Annotated in this window: 19 protein-coding genes and 1 pseudogene; 4 read left to right on the plus strand and 16 right to left on the minus strand. The window is 59.7% G+C overall.

Annotation, left to right across the window (positions count from 1 at the left end):
- The first annotated feature begins 14 nt into the window (after positions 1-14).
- Positions 15-1,010: a phosphatase PAP2 family protein gene (locus A8B82_RS08955; protein ID WP_067290988.1), complete on the plus strand. Its 996-nt coding sequence runs from the start codon at positions 15-17 to the stop codon at positions 1,008-1,010.
- On the opposite strand, the gene A8B82_RS08960 is transcribed toward A8B82_RS08955, so the two are convergent.
- The 7 genes from A8B82_RS08960 to A8B82_RS08990 all read right to left on the minus strand — a co-directional run bounded on the left by A8B82_RS08960 (position 1,007) and on the right by A8B82_RS08990 (position 7,349).
- The gene (locus A8B82_RS08960) at positions 1,007-1,936 is read right to left on the minus strand and encodes a fumarylacetoacetate hydrolase family protein (protein ID WP_067290991.1); all 930 of its coding nucleotides are present in this window, start codon (positions 1,934-1,936) and stop codon (positions 1,007-1,009) included. The genes A8B82_RS08955 and A8B82_RS08960 overlap by 4 nt on opposite strands.
- Positions 1,933-2,676 (minus strand): glutathione S-transferase family protein, encoded by a 744-nt coding sequence (locus A8B82_RS08965; RefSeq protein ID WP_067290994.1) that lies wholly within the window; start codon positions 2,674-2,676, stop codon positions 1,933-1,935. Before A8B82_RS08965 ends, A8B82_RS08960 begins: the two co-directional genes overlap by 4 nt.
- Positions 2,676-3,671: an MBL fold metallo-hydrolase gene (locus A8B82_RS08970; RefSeq protein WP_067290996.1), complete on the minus strand. Its 996-nt coding sequence runs from the start codon at positions 3,669-3,671 to the stop codon at positions 2,676-2,678. The genes A8B82_RS08965 and A8B82_RS08970 overlap by 1 nt, the downstream gene beginning before the upstream one ends.
- Positions 3,672-3,683: 12 nt before the next feature.
- Positions 3,684-4,988: a TRAP transporter large permease gene (locus A8B82_RS08975; RefSeq protein ID WP_067290999.1), complete on the minus strand. Its 1,305-nt coding sequence runs from the start codon at positions 4,986-4,988 to the stop codon at positions 3,684-3,686.
- On the minus strand, positions 4,985-5,545 hold the full coding sequence (locus tag A8B82_RS08980; RefSeq protein ID WP_067291000.1) for a TRAP transporter small permease subunit: 561 nt from the start codon (positions 5,543-5,545) through the stop codon (positions 4,985-4,987). The genes A8B82_RS08975 and A8B82_RS08980 overlap by 4 nt, the downstream gene beginning before the upstream one ends.
- Positions 5,542-6,597, minus strand: a complete 1,056-nt coding sequence (locus A8B82_RS08985) for a C4-dicarboxylate TRAP transporter substrate-binding protein (RefSeq protein ID WP_067291003.1) — start codon at positions 6,595-6,597, stop codon at positions 5,542-5,544. Before A8B82_RS08985 ends, A8B82_RS08980 begins: the two co-directional genes overlap by 4 nt.
- Before the next feature lie 65 nt (positions 6,598-6,662).
- The gene (locus A8B82_RS08990; RefSeq protein WP_082899206.1) at positions 6,663-7,349 is read right to left on the minus strand and encodes a TetR/AcrR family transcriptional regulator; all 687 of its coding nucleotides are present in this window, start codon (positions 7,347-7,349) and stop codon (positions 6,663-6,665) included.
- Between the two features lie 461 nt (positions 7,350-7,810).
- Between A8B82_RS08990 and A8B82_RS24775 the strand changes: the two are divergent.
- Positions 7,811-7,978 (plus strand): annotated as a pseudogene (locus tag A8B82_RS24775) (thiolase C-terminal domain-containing protein); the annotation flags it as partial.
- A gap of 263 nt (positions 7,979-8,241) precedes the next feature.
- Here A8B82_RS24775 and A8B82_RS08995 read toward each other — a convergent pair.
- From A8B82_RS08995 to A8B82_RS09005, 3 genes are all read right to left on the minus strand, one after another.
- The gene (locus A8B82_RS08995; RefSeq protein ID WP_067291007.1) at positions 8,242-9,093 is read right to left on the minus strand and encodes a fumarylacetoacetate hydrolase family protein; all 852 of its coding nucleotides are present in this window, start codon (positions 9,091-9,093) and stop codon (positions 8,242-8,244) included.
- A gap of 95 nt (positions 9,094-9,188) precedes the next feature.
- Complete coding sequence (locus A8B82_RS09000; protein WP_067291008.1) at positions 9,189-10,184, minus strand: NAD(P)H-quinone oxidoreductase; 996 nt, start codon at positions 10,182-10,184, stop codon at positions 9,189-9,191.
- Positions 10,185-10,237: 53 nt separating this feature from the next.
- A complete protein-coding gene (locus A8B82_RS09005; RefSeq protein ID WP_067291011.1) occupies positions 10,238-11,218 on the minus strand; it encodes a VOC family protein in 981 nt (326 codons plus the stop codon).
- A 225-nt stretch (positions 11,219-11,443) separates the two neighbouring features.
- Here A8B82_RS09005 and A8B82_RS09010 point away from each other — a divergent pair, with 225 nt between their 5' ends.
- Positions 11,444-12,190, plus strand: a complete 747-nt coding sequence (locus A8B82_RS09010; RefSeq protein WP_268873802.1) for a helix-turn-helix domain-containing protein — start codon at positions 11,444-11,446, stop codon at positions 12,188-12,190.
- Here A8B82_RS09010 and A8B82_RS09015 read toward each other — a convergent pair.
- The 6 genes from A8B82_RS09015 to A8B82_RS09040 form a co-directional block, all read right to left on the minus strand.
- Positions 12,187-12,804 carry a nuclear transport factor 2 family protein gene (locus A8B82_RS09015; protein ID WP_067291016.1) on the minus strand — a complete coding sequence of 206 codons (618 nt, stop codon included), beginning with the start codon at positions 12,802-12,804 and terminating at the stop codon, positions 12,187-12,189. The two genes, A8B82_RS09010 and A8B82_RS09015, sit on opposite strands and share 4 nt — an antisense overlap.
- Before the next feature lie 63 nt (positions 12,805-12,867).
- Positions 12,868-13,875: a TRAP transporter substrate-binding protein gene (locus tag A8B82_RS09020; RefSeq protein ID WP_067291019.1), complete on the minus strand. Its 1,008-nt coding sequence runs from the start codon at positions 13,873-13,875 to the stop codon at positions 12,868-12,870.
- A gap of 90 nt (positions 13,876-13,965) precedes the next feature.
- Positions 13,966-15,267: a TRAP transporter large permease gene (locus tag A8B82_RS09025; RefSeq protein WP_067291022.1), complete on the minus strand. Its 1,302-nt coding sequence runs from the start codon at positions 15,265-15,267 to the stop codon at positions 13,966-13,968.
- A 26-nt stretch (positions 15,268-15,293) separates the two neighbouring features.
- A complete protein-coding gene (locus A8B82_RS09030) occupies positions 15,294-15,827 on the minus strand; it encodes a TRAP transporter small permease (protein ID WP_067291024.1) in 534 nt (177 codons plus the stop codon).
- 52 nt (positions 15,828-15,879) lie between these two features.
- Positions 15,880-17,493, minus strand: coding sequence for a bifunctional 3-(3-hydroxy-phenyl)propionate/3-hydroxycinnamic acid hydroxylase (locus tag A8B82_RS09035; RefSeq protein ID WP_067291026.1), 1,614 nt, complete (start codon positions 17,491-17,493; stop codon positions 15,880-15,882).
- Positions 17,494-18,116: 623 nt separating this feature from the next.
- A complete protein-coding gene (locus tag A8B82_RS09040) occupies positions 18,117-18,902 on the minus strand; it encodes an OmpA family protein (protein ID WP_067291029.1) in 786 nt (261 codons plus the stop codon).
- A gap of 29 nt (positions 18,903-18,931) precedes the next feature.
- Between A8B82_RS09040 and A8B82_RS09045 the strand changes: the two genes are divergently transcribed.
- Positions 18,932-19,804, plus strand: coding sequence for a PP2C family protein-serine/threonine phosphatase (locus tag A8B82_RS09045; protein ID WP_235604650.1), 873 nt, complete (start codon positions 18,932-18,934; stop codon positions 19,802-19,804).
- The last annotated feature ends 5 nt before the right edge of the window (positions 19,805-19,809 follow it).

The raw sequence follows: 19,809 nt of genomic DNA on the forward strand, positions 1-19,809 counted from the left end.
AACAGGGGCTATCCATGGTCGACGCAAGCATCACAGAACAATCAAATTCCAACTCGGCACCGCTGAGACAAGGCGAGATCAGATATCTCTCCCTGGGCCTGGCCGCCTTCGTGGCGATCGTGACCCTGTCTTACTGGCGGTCCCAGCCCATTGACTGGATGAGTTTTCTCAATATCTACGGTGCCGCGCTTGGCCTGCTTTTGATCGGCATCTACCTGAGAACATACAAAGACGCGGAACGGTTCGCCTGCATAACGGTCGCACTGGCAGGCTATGCGCTGTTCGGCGTGTCGATGGGCATCGTCTTTCACATCTACATGCCTCGGCCAGAGCCTGTTCTGGACGAATTCCTGCTCAGGTTCGATCACTACTTCGGCTACCATTGGCCCGATGCGGTGACCTGGCTGGCGCGGGACTATGCTTGGCTCGGCAGGGCCCTAAGCTATGTCTACGTGAGTTCCTTCGCTCAGCTTGTCCTCGTCATCGTCATGCTCGGCGCGGCCGGACGGGCCGCGCGGCTCGACATGCTTCTGGTCACAGGAATGATCGGGCTGTTCCTGACTTTCGTCGTGTGGCAGCTGTTGCCGAACTTTAGCATGGGCATCCACTATCCCATACCGTCAGAGGCCGAGCAGGCGATCCGGCTGGTCACCAACACCAGCTACGGGCAGGCCCTCAAGGAGGCCGCGCTGAACGGGATACCGGTGATCTCCAACGAGACGATGCTGGGCGTGGTGGCGTTTCCGTCCTATCATACCGTCATGGCGTGCCTGACGGTGTGGTTCGCCTTCCGCACCGTGGCGTTCTGGCCGATCGTGATCCTGAACATCGCCATGATCCCGGCGATCCACATCCACGGGGCACATCACATCCTGGACTTTTTCGGCGGTGTCTTCGTATCCTTCGCTGCGCTTTCTTTGGCTGGGGTGTTCCTGAGCGCGGGGCAAGGGCTGACCCGCGGACCGTCATCAAACTCTTTCAACCGGCATCAGTCCCATCGCAACACCTAACTCTGACGTGGCCCAACCTTGTTGCGCAGCATGCCAATTCCCTCGATTTCGAGTTCGACGATGTCTCCCGGTTCCAGATAGCGGTTAAGCTCAAGCCCACAGCCACCGCCGACAGTGCCTGAGCCAAAAAATTCGCCTGCGCGAATTTCTTCGTCTCGGCTGACATGTTCCAGAATGCGGCCGAAGGAATGATGCATCATGTCGGAATTGCCACGGCTCCATTCCTCGCCGTTTATCCGCGCGATCATCTCAAGCCCTGATCCGTTGCCGATCTCGTCCTTGGTTACAATGCAAGGCCCCATTGCATTGGCCGTTTTCCAGTCCTTGCCTTTGGCCGGCCCCAGTCCGCCCGCCATTTCCAGCATCTGATGATCCCGCGCCGAAAAATCGTTGAAGATCAGAAAGCCAAAGATGTGGTCTTGGCCCTGCGCCTCACTGATGTCCTGCCCGCCTTTGCCGGTGATCATGCCAAGCTCCAGTTCGTAATCCAGCCGCGTTTCGCCCTTGGGCCAGAGGATTTCATCCTCGGGTCCTGAGACCGAAAAACGGTTGCCTTTGTAGTAGATCGGCTGGTCGTACCAGACTTGGGGCAATGTGACGTCCTCGGGTGAAAGGTCGGGAACAGACGGGGTAAGTTTGGAAATGGTCGCGCGCGCCTGCCGCAGGTGCATCTCGAAGGTCAGGCTGTCGCGCATCTGGACCGGTTCGGGCAATGGCGCGCGCAGCCGGACCGAGGCGAGGTCGATCTTGCTGGCCGAGGCCTGGGCCTTGCGCGCTGCCTCAAGTGCCGCGTCGCCGCCCTCAATCAGGGCCAGCATCGAATGAAAGGAAGGGTTTGTTTCCGTGTCCAGCACCGCAATCCGCGTGCCGTCCAGAATGCCGATGGCCTGCGCGCCCGCGCCATTTTCAAAAGTAACCAGTTTCATGCAGGTTCTCCAATTTCATGGTAAATGTCAGTGACACGCGTGCCCGGGTAATAGGTCGCGCGATAGGCGGGGCGGGTCTGCATCGCAGCCCACCAGCGTTGCATATGCGGCTTGTTATCCCAGATCTGCGGCAGGCCAAGATCGCGCATCCGGTCGATGGTGGGCACCACGCAAAAATCGGCAAGCGAAAGATCACCGCACAGCCACGCGCGGTCTGCCAGTGCGGCATCCATTCGCGTCACAGTCTCGTTCAGCCGCTCATAACTTTCCCGAAGGCGCGTGTCAGAAAACCCGTTTCGGCCCATCTCGCGGTAGAAAGTGCGGCGCAGGGTGCGGGCGTTGGTGTCTTCCTCAAGCGCGTCATCAGTCAGCCCCGCGCGGTGGCGCACGAAGACCTGATTGAAAGACGGGATGCGGATCGCCGCCGTCGGCACCTCTTCGATAAAGCGCAGCCACTTTCGCATTTCGGCACGCCCCAGCGGATCGGCGGGTGTCAGCGGCACGTCGGGAAAAACCTCGTCGAGGTATTCCATGATGACCGAGCTGTCCAACACCGCCTGTCCGTCGTGCAACAGCGATGGCACCACCCCGTCGGGGTTGATCGCCAGGTAGTCGGGGGTCAGGTGTTCCTTTTTGCGAAAGTCGATCCTTGTGTCGGTGAACGCCAATCCCTTTTCGTGCAGGGTCAGGCGGACCTTCTGCGAGCATGTTGAAATGGGGTTGTTCAAAAGCTCTAGCATCAGTGCGCCTTGCCGCAGCCACAGGGCGCATCATGCGGGCAGTTTGCCCCCTTGGAATAGCGCAACATCTGGCGCAGAACATCCTCTTGCGCGGGGTTGACCTTGCCCCCCGACAGATCGCGGTAGATCGTGGCGACATTGGCGACCACCCGTTCACGGTCCAGCCAACTGTCGAAGTTGGCATATCCCACCTCGAAAGCCGCCGCTTCCCAGTCCAGCCCCGCGTCATAGCACGCCTTGGTTTCGGCCAGAATATGGGTGAAATAGTCGCGCAACCCCTGCACGGCGGATTTGTCCGATACCGCACCATGCCCCGGCACGATCACATCGACGTCCAGCCCCAGAATATGGTCACAGGCGGCGATCCAATTGCCCACCGGCCCCGCCCACATGATCGGGTGCCCGCCATGAAAGACCAGATCGCCCGTGTAACAGACCTTGCTGTCGGGCAGATAGACAATGATATCACCGCGGGTGTGCGCCGGGCCAAGTTCGGTCAACTCAACCCTGCGACCGCCCACATGCAACGTGCGCGATCCCTTGAACACCTCGGTCGGCGCGACATGTTCGATATCCGAAAAGTCGAACGTTTTGCCCATGTATTCGTGCAGGAATTCACCGAAGACGCCGTAGGCGGCCGGATTGGCGGATGCGGCTTTGAAGAACCCCGCAGGACGTTCCTCCATCTCTTCGCGCGTGGCCTCTGAGGCGATGATCCGGGCGTCGCCAACAAGGTGATTGCCAAAGGTGTGGTCGCCGTTGGAGTGGGTGTTGACCAGCACGTCGATCTTGGCCGCCGCCGGTTCAGCCTTGGCATAGGCGTCCAGCATGTCCTGTGTCAGCGCGCCGGTGAACAGTGTGTCGACAACCAGCGTCTGCCCGTCTTCGCCAACGACCAGGCCCGAGTTGCTCCAGCCCCAGCTTCCGTCGCCCTGTACCCAGGCATACAGTCCGTTGCCCAACTCTTGAAGCGTGCGTGTGATGCGCGTGTTCATGTACTTTCTCCGTTACAGCAGGCCGGTTGCCAGCCACGGCATCGCGACGACAAGGGCCACAAGAATGACCATCATCAGCGCGAAAGGCGCGGCACCGGCAAAGATATCGTTCAGGGTGATGCGGTCGTCTTCGAGGTTCGCCTTGATGACGAAACAGGCAACGCCCAGCGGTGGTGTCAGCAGCCCCACCTCGACCGCGATGATGGTCAGAATGCCGAACCAGACCAGATCTACGCCAAACGGCTGAATCACCGGCAGGATCAGCGGCAGCAGGATCAGCAGGATCGACGAACTGTCGAGGATTGTGCCCAGCAGGATGATCGCCAGCAGATACAGCACCAGCACTCCGTAAAGGCCCAGTTCCCAGCTTGACAGCAGACCGGTCATCGCATTCGGCAATCCGGTCAGCGCCAGCAGACGCGAATACATATGCGCGGCGATGATCAGGAAGGTGATCGAGGCGGTGACCTGTCCCACCTCCAGCATGATCTTCCAGATTTCGCGCGCGGTCAGACGCCCCTTGATCAGCGCGATGATCAGCGCGCCCAAGGCACCGACGCCGCCCGCTTCGGTGGGGGTGAAAAACCCGCCATAGATGCCGCCCAGCACCAGCACGATCAACAACACGATCGGCGCGGATTTCAAAAGCATCGTGCCTCGGGTCATGATCGGCAGATCAGAGTTGTTCGGGTTGCCGGTGAAGCGCGGGAGAAACCGCGCCATCAGCAGGATCGCCACGCAAAAGAACAGCGCGAGGATCAGGCCCGGCACAATACCCGCCGTGAACAGATCGCCAATGGATACCTCTGCGATGATCCCGAACAGGATCAACAAAAGCGAGGGCGGGATAAGCATGCCCAGCACCGATGATCCCGCCACGACCCCGACGGAAAAGCGCGGCGTGTACCCTTGGCGCACAAGCTCCGGCACGGCGACCTTGGTGAAAACCGATGCGCTGGCAATGGACGTGCCGTTGACCGCTGCAAAAACCGCATTGGCAAAGACTGTGGCGATACCCAGCCCGCCACGGAACCGCCTGAACATCTGGCCCGCCACATCGAACACATCGCGCCCCAACCCGCAGGCCCCGACCAGCACGCCCATCAGGACGAACAGCGGAATAACTCCGAAAGAATAGCGCTCGACCCCGTCCAGCGCGGCCTGGCTCAGCAATGCGCCGGCCACGGTCATTTTGCCTTTCACAAGGAAGACCCCGAAGAAGGACACCGCGATCAGCGCGATGGCCACGTGCATCCCCAACTGGATCAACACGAGGATTGCGAGGATAGAGTAAATACCGATCTCGACACCGCTCATGATCCGGCCCCTTTGCCAAAGGCCCGAACGGCAAAGCCCAGTGTCAGCATGGCATATTGCGCAAAGGTCAGCGCACAGCCCGCCAGAACACAGACCACGAAAGGCCAGCGCGGCATGGTGAAAATCCCGTAAAGCCCGACAGTCTCATTGCCCTCAATGGACTCAAGGATGCCCGGCGCGATGTAATAAAGAAGAATGCCCATCATCAGGGTGCCAATCGCATGGTGGACCATGTCCAGAATGGCTGCCCCTCGGCCCTTGTTCCGGCTGAGCCGGTTCAACAGCATGTCTGATCGCACATTGCGTCCGGCGGCTGTGGCCTTGGGCAGTTGCAAAAAGACGATGGCAACAATCATGGCGCTGACAATTTCGGCGGTGGCGGGCACAGGGGTGCCAAAAGCGCCCCGCCCGATCACATCGGCATTGATGATCGCCATGATGCCCAAAGTGCCCAGCCCGCCGATTGCGGCCAAAGCCAATGTCATTCGGTTCAGCCACAGGGCCACCGGGCCGCCCGAAAAATCGGGCGGCGCGCGCATGTCATTTGTATCGGTCACTTTGCGGCCCAGTCCCGCGCGTGGGTGATCCCCGCTTCTTTCGACAGGCGCATATAGGTTTCCAGCACCTGGGTTCCGGGCTTGCCCTGCGCGTCCAGTGCATCCGCCCATTCGCGGGCGATATTGGGCAGTTTTTGCGCATAGGCCGCGCGCTGTTCGTCGCTCAGCTCGCTGATGATCGCACCGCCGTCGACGGACTGTTGCAGCGACGCAGCCCCGCCATCGCGATAGCTTTCGGCGGCAATGTCACGGTATTCGTCGGCGACCTCCTGAATCACCTGCTGCACGTCCTCGGGCAGGCTGTTCCATGTGTCCAGATTGACCGTCAACGCCGAGGCATATTGCGCACCGAAGTTGATCTTGGTGATATAGGGTGCGACCTCGTAGAACTTGTAGGGGGCGATCACCGACTCAAAGGTCATGATCCCGTCATAAAGCCCGGTGGACATCGAGTTGTAGAAATCCGGCAGCGCCCCTGCGACAGGGGTTGCATCCACACCCTTCAGCCAGTTCAGCGCCAGGCCGGCGGTGCCGATCTTGTGGCCGTTCAAATCGTCGATGGTCTCGATGGGGAACTTGGTCACAAAATGGTAGGTGTCGATCCCGACCGGAGCCAGAACCAGCTGGCCATTGTCGGCCCATGCTTCGTTCATCGCGGGGATTTCAGCGTAAAGCTGGTCAATCACCCCCATCAGCTTGATCAGATCATCGGTGCCAAAGGGGGTGAGGTAGGTGATCTGGTCCAGAGGCAGCTTGTCGCCTTCAAACAGTTGCGGGACATAGCCGAATTCGGCCACGCCGCTTTCCACTGCCTCCAATACGCCTGTCGGCGGGGCCACTGCGCCGGCATAGGCTTCTGTCCAGTTGATCGTGTGGCCCAGTTCGGCCACGCGTCTGGACACTTCGGGCACAAAATGGGTGCTGATGGCGCTGACGCCCTTGGTCAGTGGCGGGTGGCCCGCGATGATCGTGAAATTCCACGTCTCGGCGCTGACGGGCAATGCACCCAGCAGCAGTGCGCCCGCAAGTGCGGTCGTTGTATATTTGGTCATGTGTCCTCCTCCCTGAGGTTTGTTTAGCCACTTGTGTGGCTCTTGGTGCTGCCCTCTCCCGTGGGTCAGTCTTTAATATCTCCATGCGTTGCAGGGCCGCGTCCGAAGCTATCGACCAAAAAGGCAATTAGCTGGGCGCGGAATTCTGTGCGGTCTTCGGGATGAACCAATCCTTCGGACAACTGCGCCATGCGACCGTCTTCTGACTGGTCCGAAAGGCTCATCATCACTGCGCCAACCATTAGGTGATAACGCCAGTGAATTTCGGCCTCTGACAGGTGCGAGGCCGCGCGGCGCATCATTGCCATGTAGGTCACCGCGAAATCGTCCAGTTCCTCGCGGACGATCTGGCGGGTCCATTCGGTGGGGCGGACACGGTGCTGCAAGACGAAATGCGCCAGCAGAATTCCAGTGCGCGGAGAGTCCTCGTTCACGTAGGCATCGACAAAGGCTTCCACGACCTCTTCGATGCGCGGGGGCCTGCCCTCTCCAAGGGCCTGCGCATCGATCCGCGCCATGTAGTCAAGTCTACGCTGAACCGTCCGGCGGGCGACATCACGGAAAACCACAAGCATCAGATTATCTTTGTTGCCAAAATGATAATTGATCGCGGCCATGTTCACCTTGGCCCGTTCCGCCAGTGCGCGGGTAGTGACCCCGTCTATGCCGTAGGTCGCATACATTTCTTCGGCTGCATTACGGATCGCCGTGCGCGTCGCGGTTCCAAGTGAGAGAGATTCGATTTTTGTCATGTTTCAAGCGTATGTTTGAAACAGGTGTTTGGCAAGTGTTTGTGAGGGTTTGTCCTAATCTCGCGGTAGTTGAAGCTTTAGGTTGTTGGTGCGCCGGTCAGACAAGCGAGGCTTGCACGGATCGCGAAATGGCGGCCTTTGCACAGTTCGCCTCTCAGGGCCTTGATCTCGGGACCAGCGGCAATTCTGTCGCCTTCAACGTCGGCCGGCGGACCTTACGATCAGCCTGATCAACATTCCCTCGGTGCCCAAGTCGGGGGCGAAGCACAGCAGCGGGCTCAGGGCCTCGCCGATGGCGTTGAATATCGGCGTCCCCTATGAGCGGGAAAATATAGGCATTTGTGGGGTGTTTCATGAATTTATCAGGAAGCTGCGTGATTGTCGGGGTCGGCGCGACTGCGTTCGGCAAGCACCCCGAGGGTGGTTCTGTTTCGTTGAATGTCGAGGCGATTTGACGGGCGCTGGAGGATTATGGCTTCTACCGGAAGGGACAATCCGCAGATTTTGGCCGCGGCGGTGCCTTGCGGGTTGGAAGAGAATTAACTTTCAACATCTCTGTTGGTCTGTTGTCGGAAACTGGAATGCCCGCGATGCAACTTATCCACGAAAACGTCCGTCAGATGCGTGGCAACTCAGCCAATCAGGGGGCGTGGGCAAAACTTGGTGGTCAAGCGGCCATCTTTGAGACGGTCAGTCTGCCCTCAAGGACTGCGCCCTTGAGACAGCAACGCGATGTGGTCCCTGCGGTGGCCATCTCATACCACGTTTCATTCCCATCCGGGCGTTCCCGATGTTATCGACGCAACGTCATCGCCGATCGCGTTGCGACCGCAGTCATTCCACCACGCAAGTATGCCCAGCCAAGAAAGCCAACCTGGTGTGGTCACATTAATTACTGTTGGTCGCGGATTGGATTGGACAGTGTGCCGATGCCTGAAATCTCGACTTCGATCCGGTCGCCGTCTTTCATGAACAGCTTCGGCTCGCGGAACAGTCCGACACCGCTGGGCGTTCCTGTGGCGATGACATCACCCGGCAGCAGTTTCGTCACGATTGACAGATAGGCGATCAGTTCAGGAATGTTGAACGCCAGATCTGAAATCGGGGTTGATTGCACAACTTCGCCATTCAGACGTGTTTCCATGGTTTGCGCCGCCGGGTCTGTCATCTCATCCGCTGTCACCATCCACGGCCCCATCGCGCCGCTGTCGACAAAATTCTTGCCGGCCCAGAACTGCGAGGTGTGGCGCTGGTAGTCGCGGATCGACCCGTCGTTAAAGCAGCTATAACCGCCCACGTGGTCCATCGCGTCCGCTTCGGAAATATGCCGACCCGCTTTGCCAATGATCACCGCAAGTTCGCCTTCAAAGTCGAACCAGTCCGATGCCTGCGGGCGGATCATCGGTACGTCGTGGCCAACCACCGACGACGGGTAGCGCGTGAATATCGACGGCTTGGCTGGCTTGTCGCGGCCTGTTTCGGTGATGTGGGTCATGTAGTTCAGACCGATGCAAATGATCTTGTCCGGGTTCGGCAGGGGCGACAGCAACGTGACGGAAGCGACGTCCATCACTTCGCCGGTTTCGGCGGCGGCCTTTAGCTGATCCAATGCGCCCGCTGCCATCACAGCCCGTAAATCGGGGAAAGTACCGCGCAGCGCCTTGCCTGCGTCGTGCAGCTTGCCGTCCTGCACCATGCCATAAGATGCGGTTCCGTCCGCAGTGATATAAGAAGAAATACGCATCGCTATGCTCCGTTGATTGGGTGTCGTTCGGGTTCTATAGCGGACAACAGAACGGGACCGCAGCCCATTCGACGATGTCCACCTTGCGGACAGGCTTAGTTAGATACGGCAAGAACGATTTTGCCGACGTGCTGCCCCTTTTCCATCTCTCGATGCGCCTGTGCGGCGTCTAACAGCGGCAGGACAGCCGCCAGCTCCGGACGCACCTGCGCGCCCAGCAAAGGCCAGACATCGCGGCGGATCTTCTGTGCCACCTGGGTTTTCCGCTCAAGCGCGAGCGGGCGCAGCAACGAACCGGTGATCGAGATACGCTTTGCCATCAGTTTTTTCAGCGGCACATTTAGCGCACTCCCGCCGCCGCCTGACAGATGCGCAATCCGCCCGTCCGGGGCCATCATCTCCAGATCTGCTTCAAAATGCGCACCGGCCGAGACATCCAGAAGCGCGCTGATGCCCCGACCGTTTGTCGCCTCGATCACTTTCGCGGCCAGCTCGGGGTCATTATAGTTGAACGCATCGCGGGCACCGAACCGCTTGGCGGCGGTGACTTTATCGGCGCTGCCGCAGGTGGCCAGAACACCAAATCCCAGCGCCGACATCGCTTGAAGCGCCAGATGACCCGCACCGCTGGTGCCGCCGTGCATCAGCGCAAATTCGTTAGGCTGAAGCCGCATCAGGAAAAAGTAGTTCCACCAGGCGGTGAACAAAGCTTCTGGCAAAGCGGCGGCCTCTGTCATGCTTAACCCACCGGGCACAGGCATCGTCAAAGCCACATCCGCTACCGCATATTCGGCATACCCGCCGCCTTGCAGCAACGCCATTACAGGCGCACCGATTTCCAGCTCTGTCACGTCATGACCCAAAGCGATCACCACCCCCGAGGCCTCTAGACCCGGCACTGGATTGCCGTCGTGATGTATCCCCGCCGCGCGCTGCAAACAGTCGTGGCGGTTGATCCCCGCTGCCGAGATACGGATCAAAACCTGGCGGGACCCCGGATTGCGCAGGGGTACCTGCGCGGACCGCAAGACTTCGGGTCCGCCCGCTTCGGAGATGAGAATAGAGGTGTGAAAATCTGGTAACTTTGTCATGTGAGTCGTTCGCTCCGTGCCGTGCTTGTTAGATCAGGCGGCTCTGGCCACGGTCATTCCTGCCGGACAACCGAATCCAACCAGGCGCAGTTGGGCACGGGATCGGCGGCGCGCACGCCGCGGCTGGCGGCGTCCATGCGCATGTCGCGCATACGCTCACGGGACGGATCGCCATCTGGCAGGTGCACCCGTTCATGGCCCCAATAGCTGGGGCCATCCGTGGTTTCGTGCGCCTCCCATGTCTCGGGCTCGATCACACGCGCGCCCCAGCCGTATTCGACGAAAAACCCCGAGGGGGTCGTGGCGTAAAAGCTCATCATGTGATCGTTCGAATGCCGCCCCAGCGTATAGGCCACCCGGCCCTCTTCCTGCTGGGCGACGTCATAGCCCTGGCCGACGTCGTCCAGCGATTGAAGCTCGACCATGAAATGATGCAGCCCCTTGCGGCCCGATCCGACCATGGCAAAGCTGTGATGGCGTCCGTTTATGTGGAAGAAATACAGAGGAAAGGGCGCCAGCCCGTAGTCGGTCACGCTGAACCCGAGCAGGTCGCGGTAGAACGGCAAAAGCGCGGTGGCGTCCTCGACGTGCAACACGGCATGCCCCATGCCCAACGTACCGGTTTTGAACCCCGAAATGGGCCTGGCCGGAACAAAAGGCTCGCTGGCGATCTGAGGCTTCCAAAAGACTTCGATATGATTGCCATCGGGATCGTCAAAGGAAATCAGCTGGCTGACCAGACGCTGATCGGCCAAAGCCGCGGTTTCGACCCGAACCGCAACGCCCGCATTTTCAAGGCGACTGGCCAGACGGTCCAGATCGTCGGGGTGGTCCACTTCCCAGCCCATGAAATCCAGCCCTTCCTGCCCGTCATCGGTGATGAGGAGGCGCTGCTTGCGGTCGTCCATGCGAAAAGCCCTCGAATTGCCGCCGCGATCCACCTGCTGCATCCCCAGAAGGTTGGTGGCAAAGCCGCTCCATTCCTCGGTCTTCGAGGACCGGATGCCGATATATCCAAGCGAACTGAGGGTCATGGGACAGGTTCCTTTCGAGCGTAACGGGTGCTGTAAACCATGCTAGACCAACTGGCACCTCTTGCATCCGCGACCGCCGCTGTTGTCCGCAACGCGGACAAATCGGCTGGTGTGCCCGCCAGATAACTCGGTTTGTTGACTTAGCCTGCGTCGATGCGATGATTATCAGCATACCGCCCGGTCATCAGGAGATAGAACATTTCGAGCCTTGGATCTGTCAGGTCGCTGGAGCGGGGGTTGCTTATCCTTCAGACGTTGAACCAACGCAACGGTCTGAAAGCGGCAGAGGTAGCAAATGAGACTTCAATCCCGCGGCCGACCGTCTACCGGCTTCTGGAAACGCTGGAAGGTCTGGGGTTCGTCAGCCGCGACTATTCGTCCGAAAAATGGCGTCCGACCTTGCAGGCGAAATCACTGAGTTCGGGCTTTCGCTATGAGGATTGGGTCACACAGTCGGCCGTACCCGAAATGGTGCGATTGGGGCGCGACATTCTGTGGCCGATCGACCTGGTTACGTTCAACGACTACCGGATGGAAATTCGGGAATCGACGCATAATATCAGCCCGTATTCCATAGATCACGGCATGGTCGGGTTACAGTCGCCGGTTCTGGATACGGCGGGCGGTCGGGCTTGGCTGGCCTTTTCTTCCGAAGAGGTGCGCGCGCAGACACTGGCCGGGCTGAAGGCGCGTCAGGGCTTGCAGGACCCTGTGATACTGTTGGACGGGCCGCTGGTGCATGTATTGAAAACCTGCACCGAACTGGGTGTCGGGTACCGCATGAATGGCCATCGTCCAAGAACGCAAAGCATTTCGGCCCCTATCTATTACGATCAAGACGTGCTTGCATGTCTGACCGTGATCTGGACGACCAGCGCGCTGTCTTTCGAAAATGCGCTTGTCCAGTTCAGAGACAAACTTGTCAAAGCCGCGCAGAATATCTCGGATGCGCTGGTCCGTGCCGAGGATTAGCTGTCATCGGTCCCGTCACCATTGGATAGCCAGATGTCTGCCGATGAAATCGCGGCCCTCGCCTGGGGGGAACCGTCGCAAAGGATTCCATCTTGCAGCGGTCGACCCGCGGAAATCAAACGGTAGCCCAGATACCGATAGGGTTCGGGCACGGTGGAAAAATCGGTCTCGGTCATAAAGGCGTCGAACGCGCTGCTTGGGACCACCGGGTCAAGCCGATCTTTCTCGTAGATCGCCGTGCGTTCCATTATGCGCCAACCGTCCTGCGTCCGGACCAGACGGTCGAGGAAGCGTGCGTAGCTGGTGTAATCCACATCGGTCCCGGCGGCCGCAAAGCGCCCGAGGATCTGAACATTGGTTTCGGCAACTGCGCGGTCGCTTTGCACCTTGATCACAGGCAGACCGATCAGATGTTTCACCCTTGGTGACGTGGGCACATACATCTTTTTCGACGCTTCCACAAAATCCGCAAAGCGCCCCCTGAACCAGGTGACAAAGATCGTGCCATCGGGGGTAAATGTCGCTTTCAGGTCGTCCCAACGCCCTTGGTCACGGCAAAGGCCCCACTTTTGAATAAGCTGGGCAATCTCGATTGAACTGGCAAGTGGAGTCATCGCAATAAACCTTACGTCGGTTTGCGTCCGGCACCAACGGATTCGTCGGCGCCGGAACCGTGATCAGTTTGTGGCGGAGGCCTTTTCGATCGCGGCAACAAAGGCATCATAGATGGCCTGCCCGTTCTCGTGGCCTGCGATCCATTCGGTTGTGGACACCGCCAGCGCATCTTTCCATTGCTGTGTCAGCGCATCGTCCGGCTCGATCAGGTTGATGTCGTTCTCGGCCAACACGCGCGTGCGCGCATCCGCAACGTTCTGATCAAAGGACTTGCCGAAATCTTCCGAGAACACCTTGCCCGAGTATTGGTCGATCGCCGCCTTGGCCTTGTCCGACAGGCTGTCGTATTTGGCCTGGTTCATCACGATCAGCATCGGTGTCGCGCCCAGGGGCAGGTCGAGATAATAATTGATGGTCTCGCCCACGCGAAAGGTCTCGATCGCACCGAACTGGCTGAACGTGCCAGAGATCAGGCCACGGCTGATCGCCTCTGCCAGGCCCGGACCGGTGATCCCGCCCACAGGCACGGCATCAAGTTCATTGATTGCACCCAGCATGGTGGGGCCGGGCGCGCGAAAGTTCAGGCCCTTCATGTCGTCAGGTGTGCGAATTTCGACGGTGCTGGCGACCGCATTGGGAAAGGATGTCATGATGCCGATCAGTTTGAACTTTTCATAGTCGCCGGTGAACAGCCCCTGTTCGTACATCGACCACATCGCCTCGGCCCCCACCGTGCCGTTGGGCACCAGGAACGGCAGTTCGCCAATGGTGCCCTGGTCAAAGCGTCCCGGCGTATAGCCAGGGATCACCCAGGCGATGTCGGCCACGCCGTCTTCCACCAGTTTCAGCTGCTGCGCAGGGTTACGTCCCAGCGTGCCGCCCGGAAAAATCTGCACATCCAGTTCGCCATCCGCTGCGGCATTCACCTTTTCCGCCCAGGGCGTCAGGACATTCTTGGTGACATGTGCCACAGGTGGTTCAAAGCTGGAAAACCGCAGAATTTCGGCGGTGGCGGTTGTGCCCAAAGCGACGACCGCAGCGGTCGCGATCAGGAAATGTCTTAGTTTCATGGCTTCCTCCCTTTTTATGTATTCACTATGGTGACGACTGGGCAATCTCTCGACGGTCGTTCAGAAGTTGTCCGCTTGATGGACAGCCCATCACCCGATGATGCCGGGCAACCAGAGCGTGAGTGCGGGGAACAAAACCAAAATGGTCAGGCGCACCAGATCGGCCAAAAGGAATGGCACGATACCGCGATAGATCGTGGTGATTTTGACATCCCGGTACATCGAGTTCAGCAGCATCACGTTGATCCCGATGGGCGGGGTGATCATGCCGATGCCGATCACCACAACGTTAATGATGCCCCACCAGACCAGATCGTAACCCAGGCCCTGAATAACGGGGATGACAAAGGGCAGGGTGATAACCATCGCTGCGACCTCGTCAAAGAACGCGCCCAGAATGATGTAGAGCAGCAATATGCCAAAAATCACCATCAGCGGGTCGACCGCGGCCTGAGAGATCAGCCCGACAATGAACGATGCACCGCCCGTGACCGAGATGAAGTAGGAAAAGATCGTTGCACCAAAAACCATGATGTAAATCATCGCGGTGGACCCGCTGGCCTCGGCCATCACCCGCAGGAACGTGGCGCGGTCCAGCCTGCGGCGCAGCAGGGCAAAGAGAAATGCGATAACCACCCCGATGGCTGCGGCTTCGTGCACCGTGAAGATGCCGGAATAGATGCCGCCCAGAACGACCACCGCCAGCAAAATCACGCCCCACGCACGGCCAATCGCGGCCATGCGGTCGCTGAGCGGCAGCTTGTCGGATCGCGGTGCGTTGCCGGGTGCGCGCATCACCGACACTTGGACCGCGATGGCATAGAACAGCACGGCCAGCAGGGCTGGGATGATCGCAGCCGTGAACAGTTGCAGCACCGATTGCTCGGTCAGCACTGAATAGAGGATCATCATCGCAGACGGTGGTACGATGATCCCCAGCGTACCGCCCGCCGCGACAGCCCCCGAGGCCAAGGCCGGATGATAGCCGCGTGCCAGCATCTCGGGCATGGCGACCCGCCCGAAAGTGGCTGTTGTCGCCACCCCCGATCCGCAGATCGCGCCAAAGCCAGCGCTGGCCACCACGGTGGTTGTCGCCAGACCGCCACGACGATGACCGAACAACGCGCTGGACATCTCATAGACATCCGATGCCAACCCGCCAGCGGCCGCAAGGCTGCCCATCAGCATGAACAGCGGGATCACCGCCAGATCGAGCGAACCCATTGCCGAAGCCGGTTCGCTGGCCAGAAGCGAAATCGCAGGCCCCCAACCGACAACTTGTGCAAAACCCGCGACGCCGACCAGTGCCATTGAAATACCGATCGGCACATGCAGCAGGATCAGCCCCATCATGGCAGCGCAGCCGATCACGGCAATAACAAGAGGATCCATTTCAATTTCCTTTGGGTCTTTGCCCGTCAGAGCATGGAAGAAGGGTCGTTGCGTAACGCCGCATCGGGATCGGGACCGCCAAACAAGGATGAAATGTCGATGATGAGGACCATTGCCTGCACGAACACGGCCAGCCACAGCATCACCGTCGCCACGCTCCACCATGGCCAGACTTGCCAGCCCAGCACCCATGTCCGGTCGCCGTTGGCCCTGAGCGAATCGACGTAGCCGAGAAACTGCCAGGCCATCACTGCGATCAGTGCAAAGGTCAGCGCGCTTGAAAACACCTCCAGCACCGCTTTCAGCCGCGGCCCCGCCACTGATCCGAAGACCTCGACGCGGATGTTCTGTTTCATCGCAAGGTTGGCCGGGATGCAGGCGGCAATCACAACTGCCATGACAACCGAACTGATATCATTGACCCCCTGAAGCGGTGCTTTGAACAACCAGCGCATCAGCACGTCCGAGGTTGTCATCAGCGCCAACACCAGCAGGCCCGTGAAACCGACCAACGCCAGCACGCGCGCCAAGGCATAGGATCTTTTCCAGATAAGTTGCATTGGGTCTCCTCCTCCCTCGCACTATCATTTGTCGCACTTGGCCGCTCCGTCTTCAGACCGTCATGTCAGCGGTCTGCCGTGTCCTCTGCGTCTGTGTCAGCAGCGTTGCGTAGCGATCCAAAGCGTCCGACAATGCCTCGGGATAGAACGCCGCGGCACAATAACGGTCGGGTCGGACCAGCATGATCTGGTCGCGGTGTGTCAAAAACGGGCGGATGCCCTGTGGATCGACAGGACGCAAGGCCGCCTGATCGCCGCGGCCCATGGTGTCCAGCACTACAGTGGTCAACGGCAGGCCCAGCAGCTTGTCCTGATTTAGCGCGGCCAGCGCCGCAGCCGCCTCGGCACTTTGTGCGATCAGACAAAAGCCAGGCCCCGTTATCTCGTCCAACAACCGTGCCGCATTGCCCTGCCAAACTTCGGGTTGGGGGATCATTTCACCCACCAGGGACGCCTCGAACTCAGGAGTATCCAGATCCAGAAACAGACCCTCAAAATACCGCGGCTTGGGCTTGAACCGCATGTGAACCAGCCAGTCTTTCACAGCCGGAAACGGTTCCAGCGCCTGCATCATCAGGTCGCGGAAAATGATCTGGTCGCGCCCTGCGGGCATCACGATGCTGCCCATCGCCACAGCCAGCTGGATCATGTCCCACGCGGGCTTGCGTCGCTCGGCCTCGTAGCTTTGCAAAATCTGCGCATCGGCAGCGCTATGCAGTACGGCCGTCAGTTTCCACGCAACGTTGTGCGCATCACGCAGGCCCGCATTCATGCCCTGTCCGGCAAAGGGCGGCGTCAGATGCGCCGCATCTCCCATCAGCAGAATGCGCCCCAACTGGAACTGTTCGGCCATCCGCGCATGAAAGCGATAGACGGTCTTGCGGACAATGTCTTCGGTCCGGTAGGGCCGGTAGGGGGACATCAGCCCTTCTAGAAACCCGTCCTCCAGCACCTCTTCGCGGGTCTCCCCCGGTTGCAGCATGAATTCGTAACGCCGCCCGCCATGCGGGGCCGGCACGCTGACCGTGGGCCGTGAGCCGCTGCAAAAAAACTTGGAATACAGCGTCGTGTCGGGATCGTTGGTCGTGTCGACAACGATCCAGTCTTCTTGGTAAGTGTTGCCCGACATCGGGATACCCAGCCGCTCGCGGACCGGACTGCGCCCGCCGTCACAGGCCAGCACCCATTGCGTGCGGATCTGGTGGCTGTGGCCCTCCGCATCCTGCACCGTCACCACCGCATGATCGGGTGCGTTGCGCACATCGGTCACTTCGGACCCGAAGTGCAGCGTGCCCGGTGCGCTTTGCGCGGACATGTCGCGCAGCGCCGCCTCAAGATCGGGCTGGAAAAAGAATTGCCGCTTGGCAAAGCCGAAATTGCGCGGCCCCTGCCCTGTCTCGGCAAAGCAGTTGCCCGCGTCGTCGTAATACCGCGATCCGACGCCTTCCATCGTGTTCTTCAGATAGGTCTTGTCCACCCCAAAGACCTGCATCGTGCGCGCACCTTCGTCGTCTAACACGATTGCACGCGGCAGGTTCATCGGCCCCGCATTTTGTTCCAGTACAACGCAGTCGACCCCATAGACGGCCAACAAATTGGCCGCCGTCAGACCGGTCGGGCCTGCGCCAACGATGACGACCGGAATATCTTTGGGGTAGAGGGGCATCAGATGGGCCTTTCTGCGTCTTTCTCGCTTCACAACCTGTCGTTTTGTGGCTTGCGACAGGGGCTGCGTCTATCGCTTGGCCCCAGCTGTTCACAGAGTGGACAGCGTGTCGTGGATCAGCTGATCGGCTTGCGCAGTTCGGCCAGTCGCGCCTCGCTCCTCTTGGTGCGCTGCGCAATTCGACGCGTCCAATGGTGCAGCTTTTCGAACACAATGAACATCACCGCCTCGCGGACCGGCAGCCCAAGTGCATCAGCCGGGACCAGACAAGCTTGCGGATGACCTTCGGCCTGCCAAAAAGCGATGGCCGAAAATTCGGTTAAGGTAGATCCGGCGTTTAAGGGCTATGCTGTCGAAATGACCGCCTGACAGGCAGAGCTTCGTTCCTCTCAATCAGGCGAAAACAAGTTGGCTATTGCCACTCAACCAATGCAAAAGTCCCGTCCGACTGGATTGGTGCGATCCCTCCTGGGCACAATAATGCCGTCGGGGGCGGTTACGGTATCAGTCGCCTCCGAAGTGGGTGTGTAGAGGTTTCATATCACGCCACTGGCGGGTGATCCGGCGTCGAACGCTCGGAGTTGCAACCAACCCCGAGGCCATCTGATAGCCGGTTTCGCAGGCTAGCTAAGGGCCTGAAACTCCACGCGGCGGTTTTCCTCTGCCTTGGGATCAGCAGCATTGAAAGGAAAGCGCTCTCCCAATCCGACGGTTTCCAAACGCTTGGGGTCAATGCCGCAGTTTTCGATCAGGTGGCGGGCCACTTCCTTGGCGCGCAGGATTGAAAGACGTTCGTTATAAGCGTCGCTGCCGGAGGTGTCCGTGTGCCCGACGATGCGGATCAGATTGAGGTCGCTTTCCTTAAGAACCGTGCACATCTTTGCGAGTTTAGGCGTTTCCTCGGCAGAGAGCGCCGCGGAATCAAAGCCGAACTTGATACGCAGGTTGACCTGAAGTTCGGGATCGAGCTGGCCGAAAACAAGCGGCTTGTTGGGATCGCTTACTGCGGCGGTCGTCACGACAGTATCATCGGTGCCGGGGGTTGTTTCAGCCGTCGTGGTGCTGTCCGTTTGCGTCGTGCTTTCGGTTGCAGCCGTCGTTGTCCCTTCCGTTGCAACCGCCGTTGCCTCTTCGGCGGTGACCGTGGTTGTCTCTTCGGCGGTGACCGTGGTTGTCTCCTCGGCGGTGACGGTCGTTGTTTCTTCCGCGGTGACGTCATCGACAGTGATCAGCTTCAGACCACGGGTCGCGCCAAGCCCGTTCGACTGCGCCTCGCTGAAAACTTCGCGCTGGTGTTCGAACAGTTTCTTCAGTGCCTCAACGCTCAGATCCTCCTGCGCGGCGGCGGGTGACGCGATGAAAGCAGTGAACAGGGCGAGCATCCGTAATCTTGCGATGGAAAATGACATGGCAGGCCTCAAGGGAAAAAAGATTTTGTATGCCCGCAATGGTAGGCTATCCTGAGCTTGAATTCAATTCAGACATTCTTGCAGAGGCGACATATGATATTCGCCATCGAACTATTGGCCTGTCGCCGCGCCGCGCCCTCGAGGTTGACGTGACCGCCCCGATCACGCGGGTTCCCCGGATCTTGCCCCTGCCCCCTACTTTTTCGGGCGCGGGGATGACCCATGTCGGTCTGGTGCGGGAACGTAACGAGGACGCCATCCTTACCGATCCGGGCGGCACCCTGTGGGCCGTGGCCGACGGGATGGGGGGGTATGGCAACGGCGATGTCGCATCCGACATCGTGATTGAGACGCTGTCGCGGGTGCCCGAGCAGGCGCTGCCGGGGCCCGCGTTGCAGGCCAGCCTGCGCGAGGCAAACGACAGCATCTGCAAGGCGGCGGCACGCGGCACCGGCAGCATGGGGGCGACAGCGGTCGCGCTGATGATACAGAACTCCGTGGGCACCGTGGCCTGGGTCGGCGACTGCCGTGCCTATCTGTTGCGTGGCCAGGCGTTGCGGCTGCTGACCCATGATCACACGGTCGTGCAGGACATGGTGGACCGCGGCCTGCTCGACCCGGCAGAGGGCAGCCACCATCCCGAAAGCCATGTGGTGACCCGCGCGGTTGGCTATGAGAGGGATCTGGAAATCGACAACATCTCCGTGCCGCTGGTGCAGGAGGACCGGCTGTTGCTCTGCAGCGACGGGCTGACAGCATGCCTGAGTGATCAGGACATCACCAGCCACATGCGCCAGGCTACCGGGCCGCAGACGTTGTGCACATCGCTGGTCTCGGCAGCACTGGAAATGGGTGCGCCCGACAACGTGTCCGTCGTCGCCGTCTTTGCCGGGGGGGCATAGACCAT

Source organism: Sulfitobacter sp. EhC04, assembly GCF_001650875.1.
Taxonomy (GTDB): domain Bacteria; phylum Pseudomonadota; class Alphaproteobacteria; order Rhodobacterales; family Rhodobacteraceae; genus Sulfitobacter.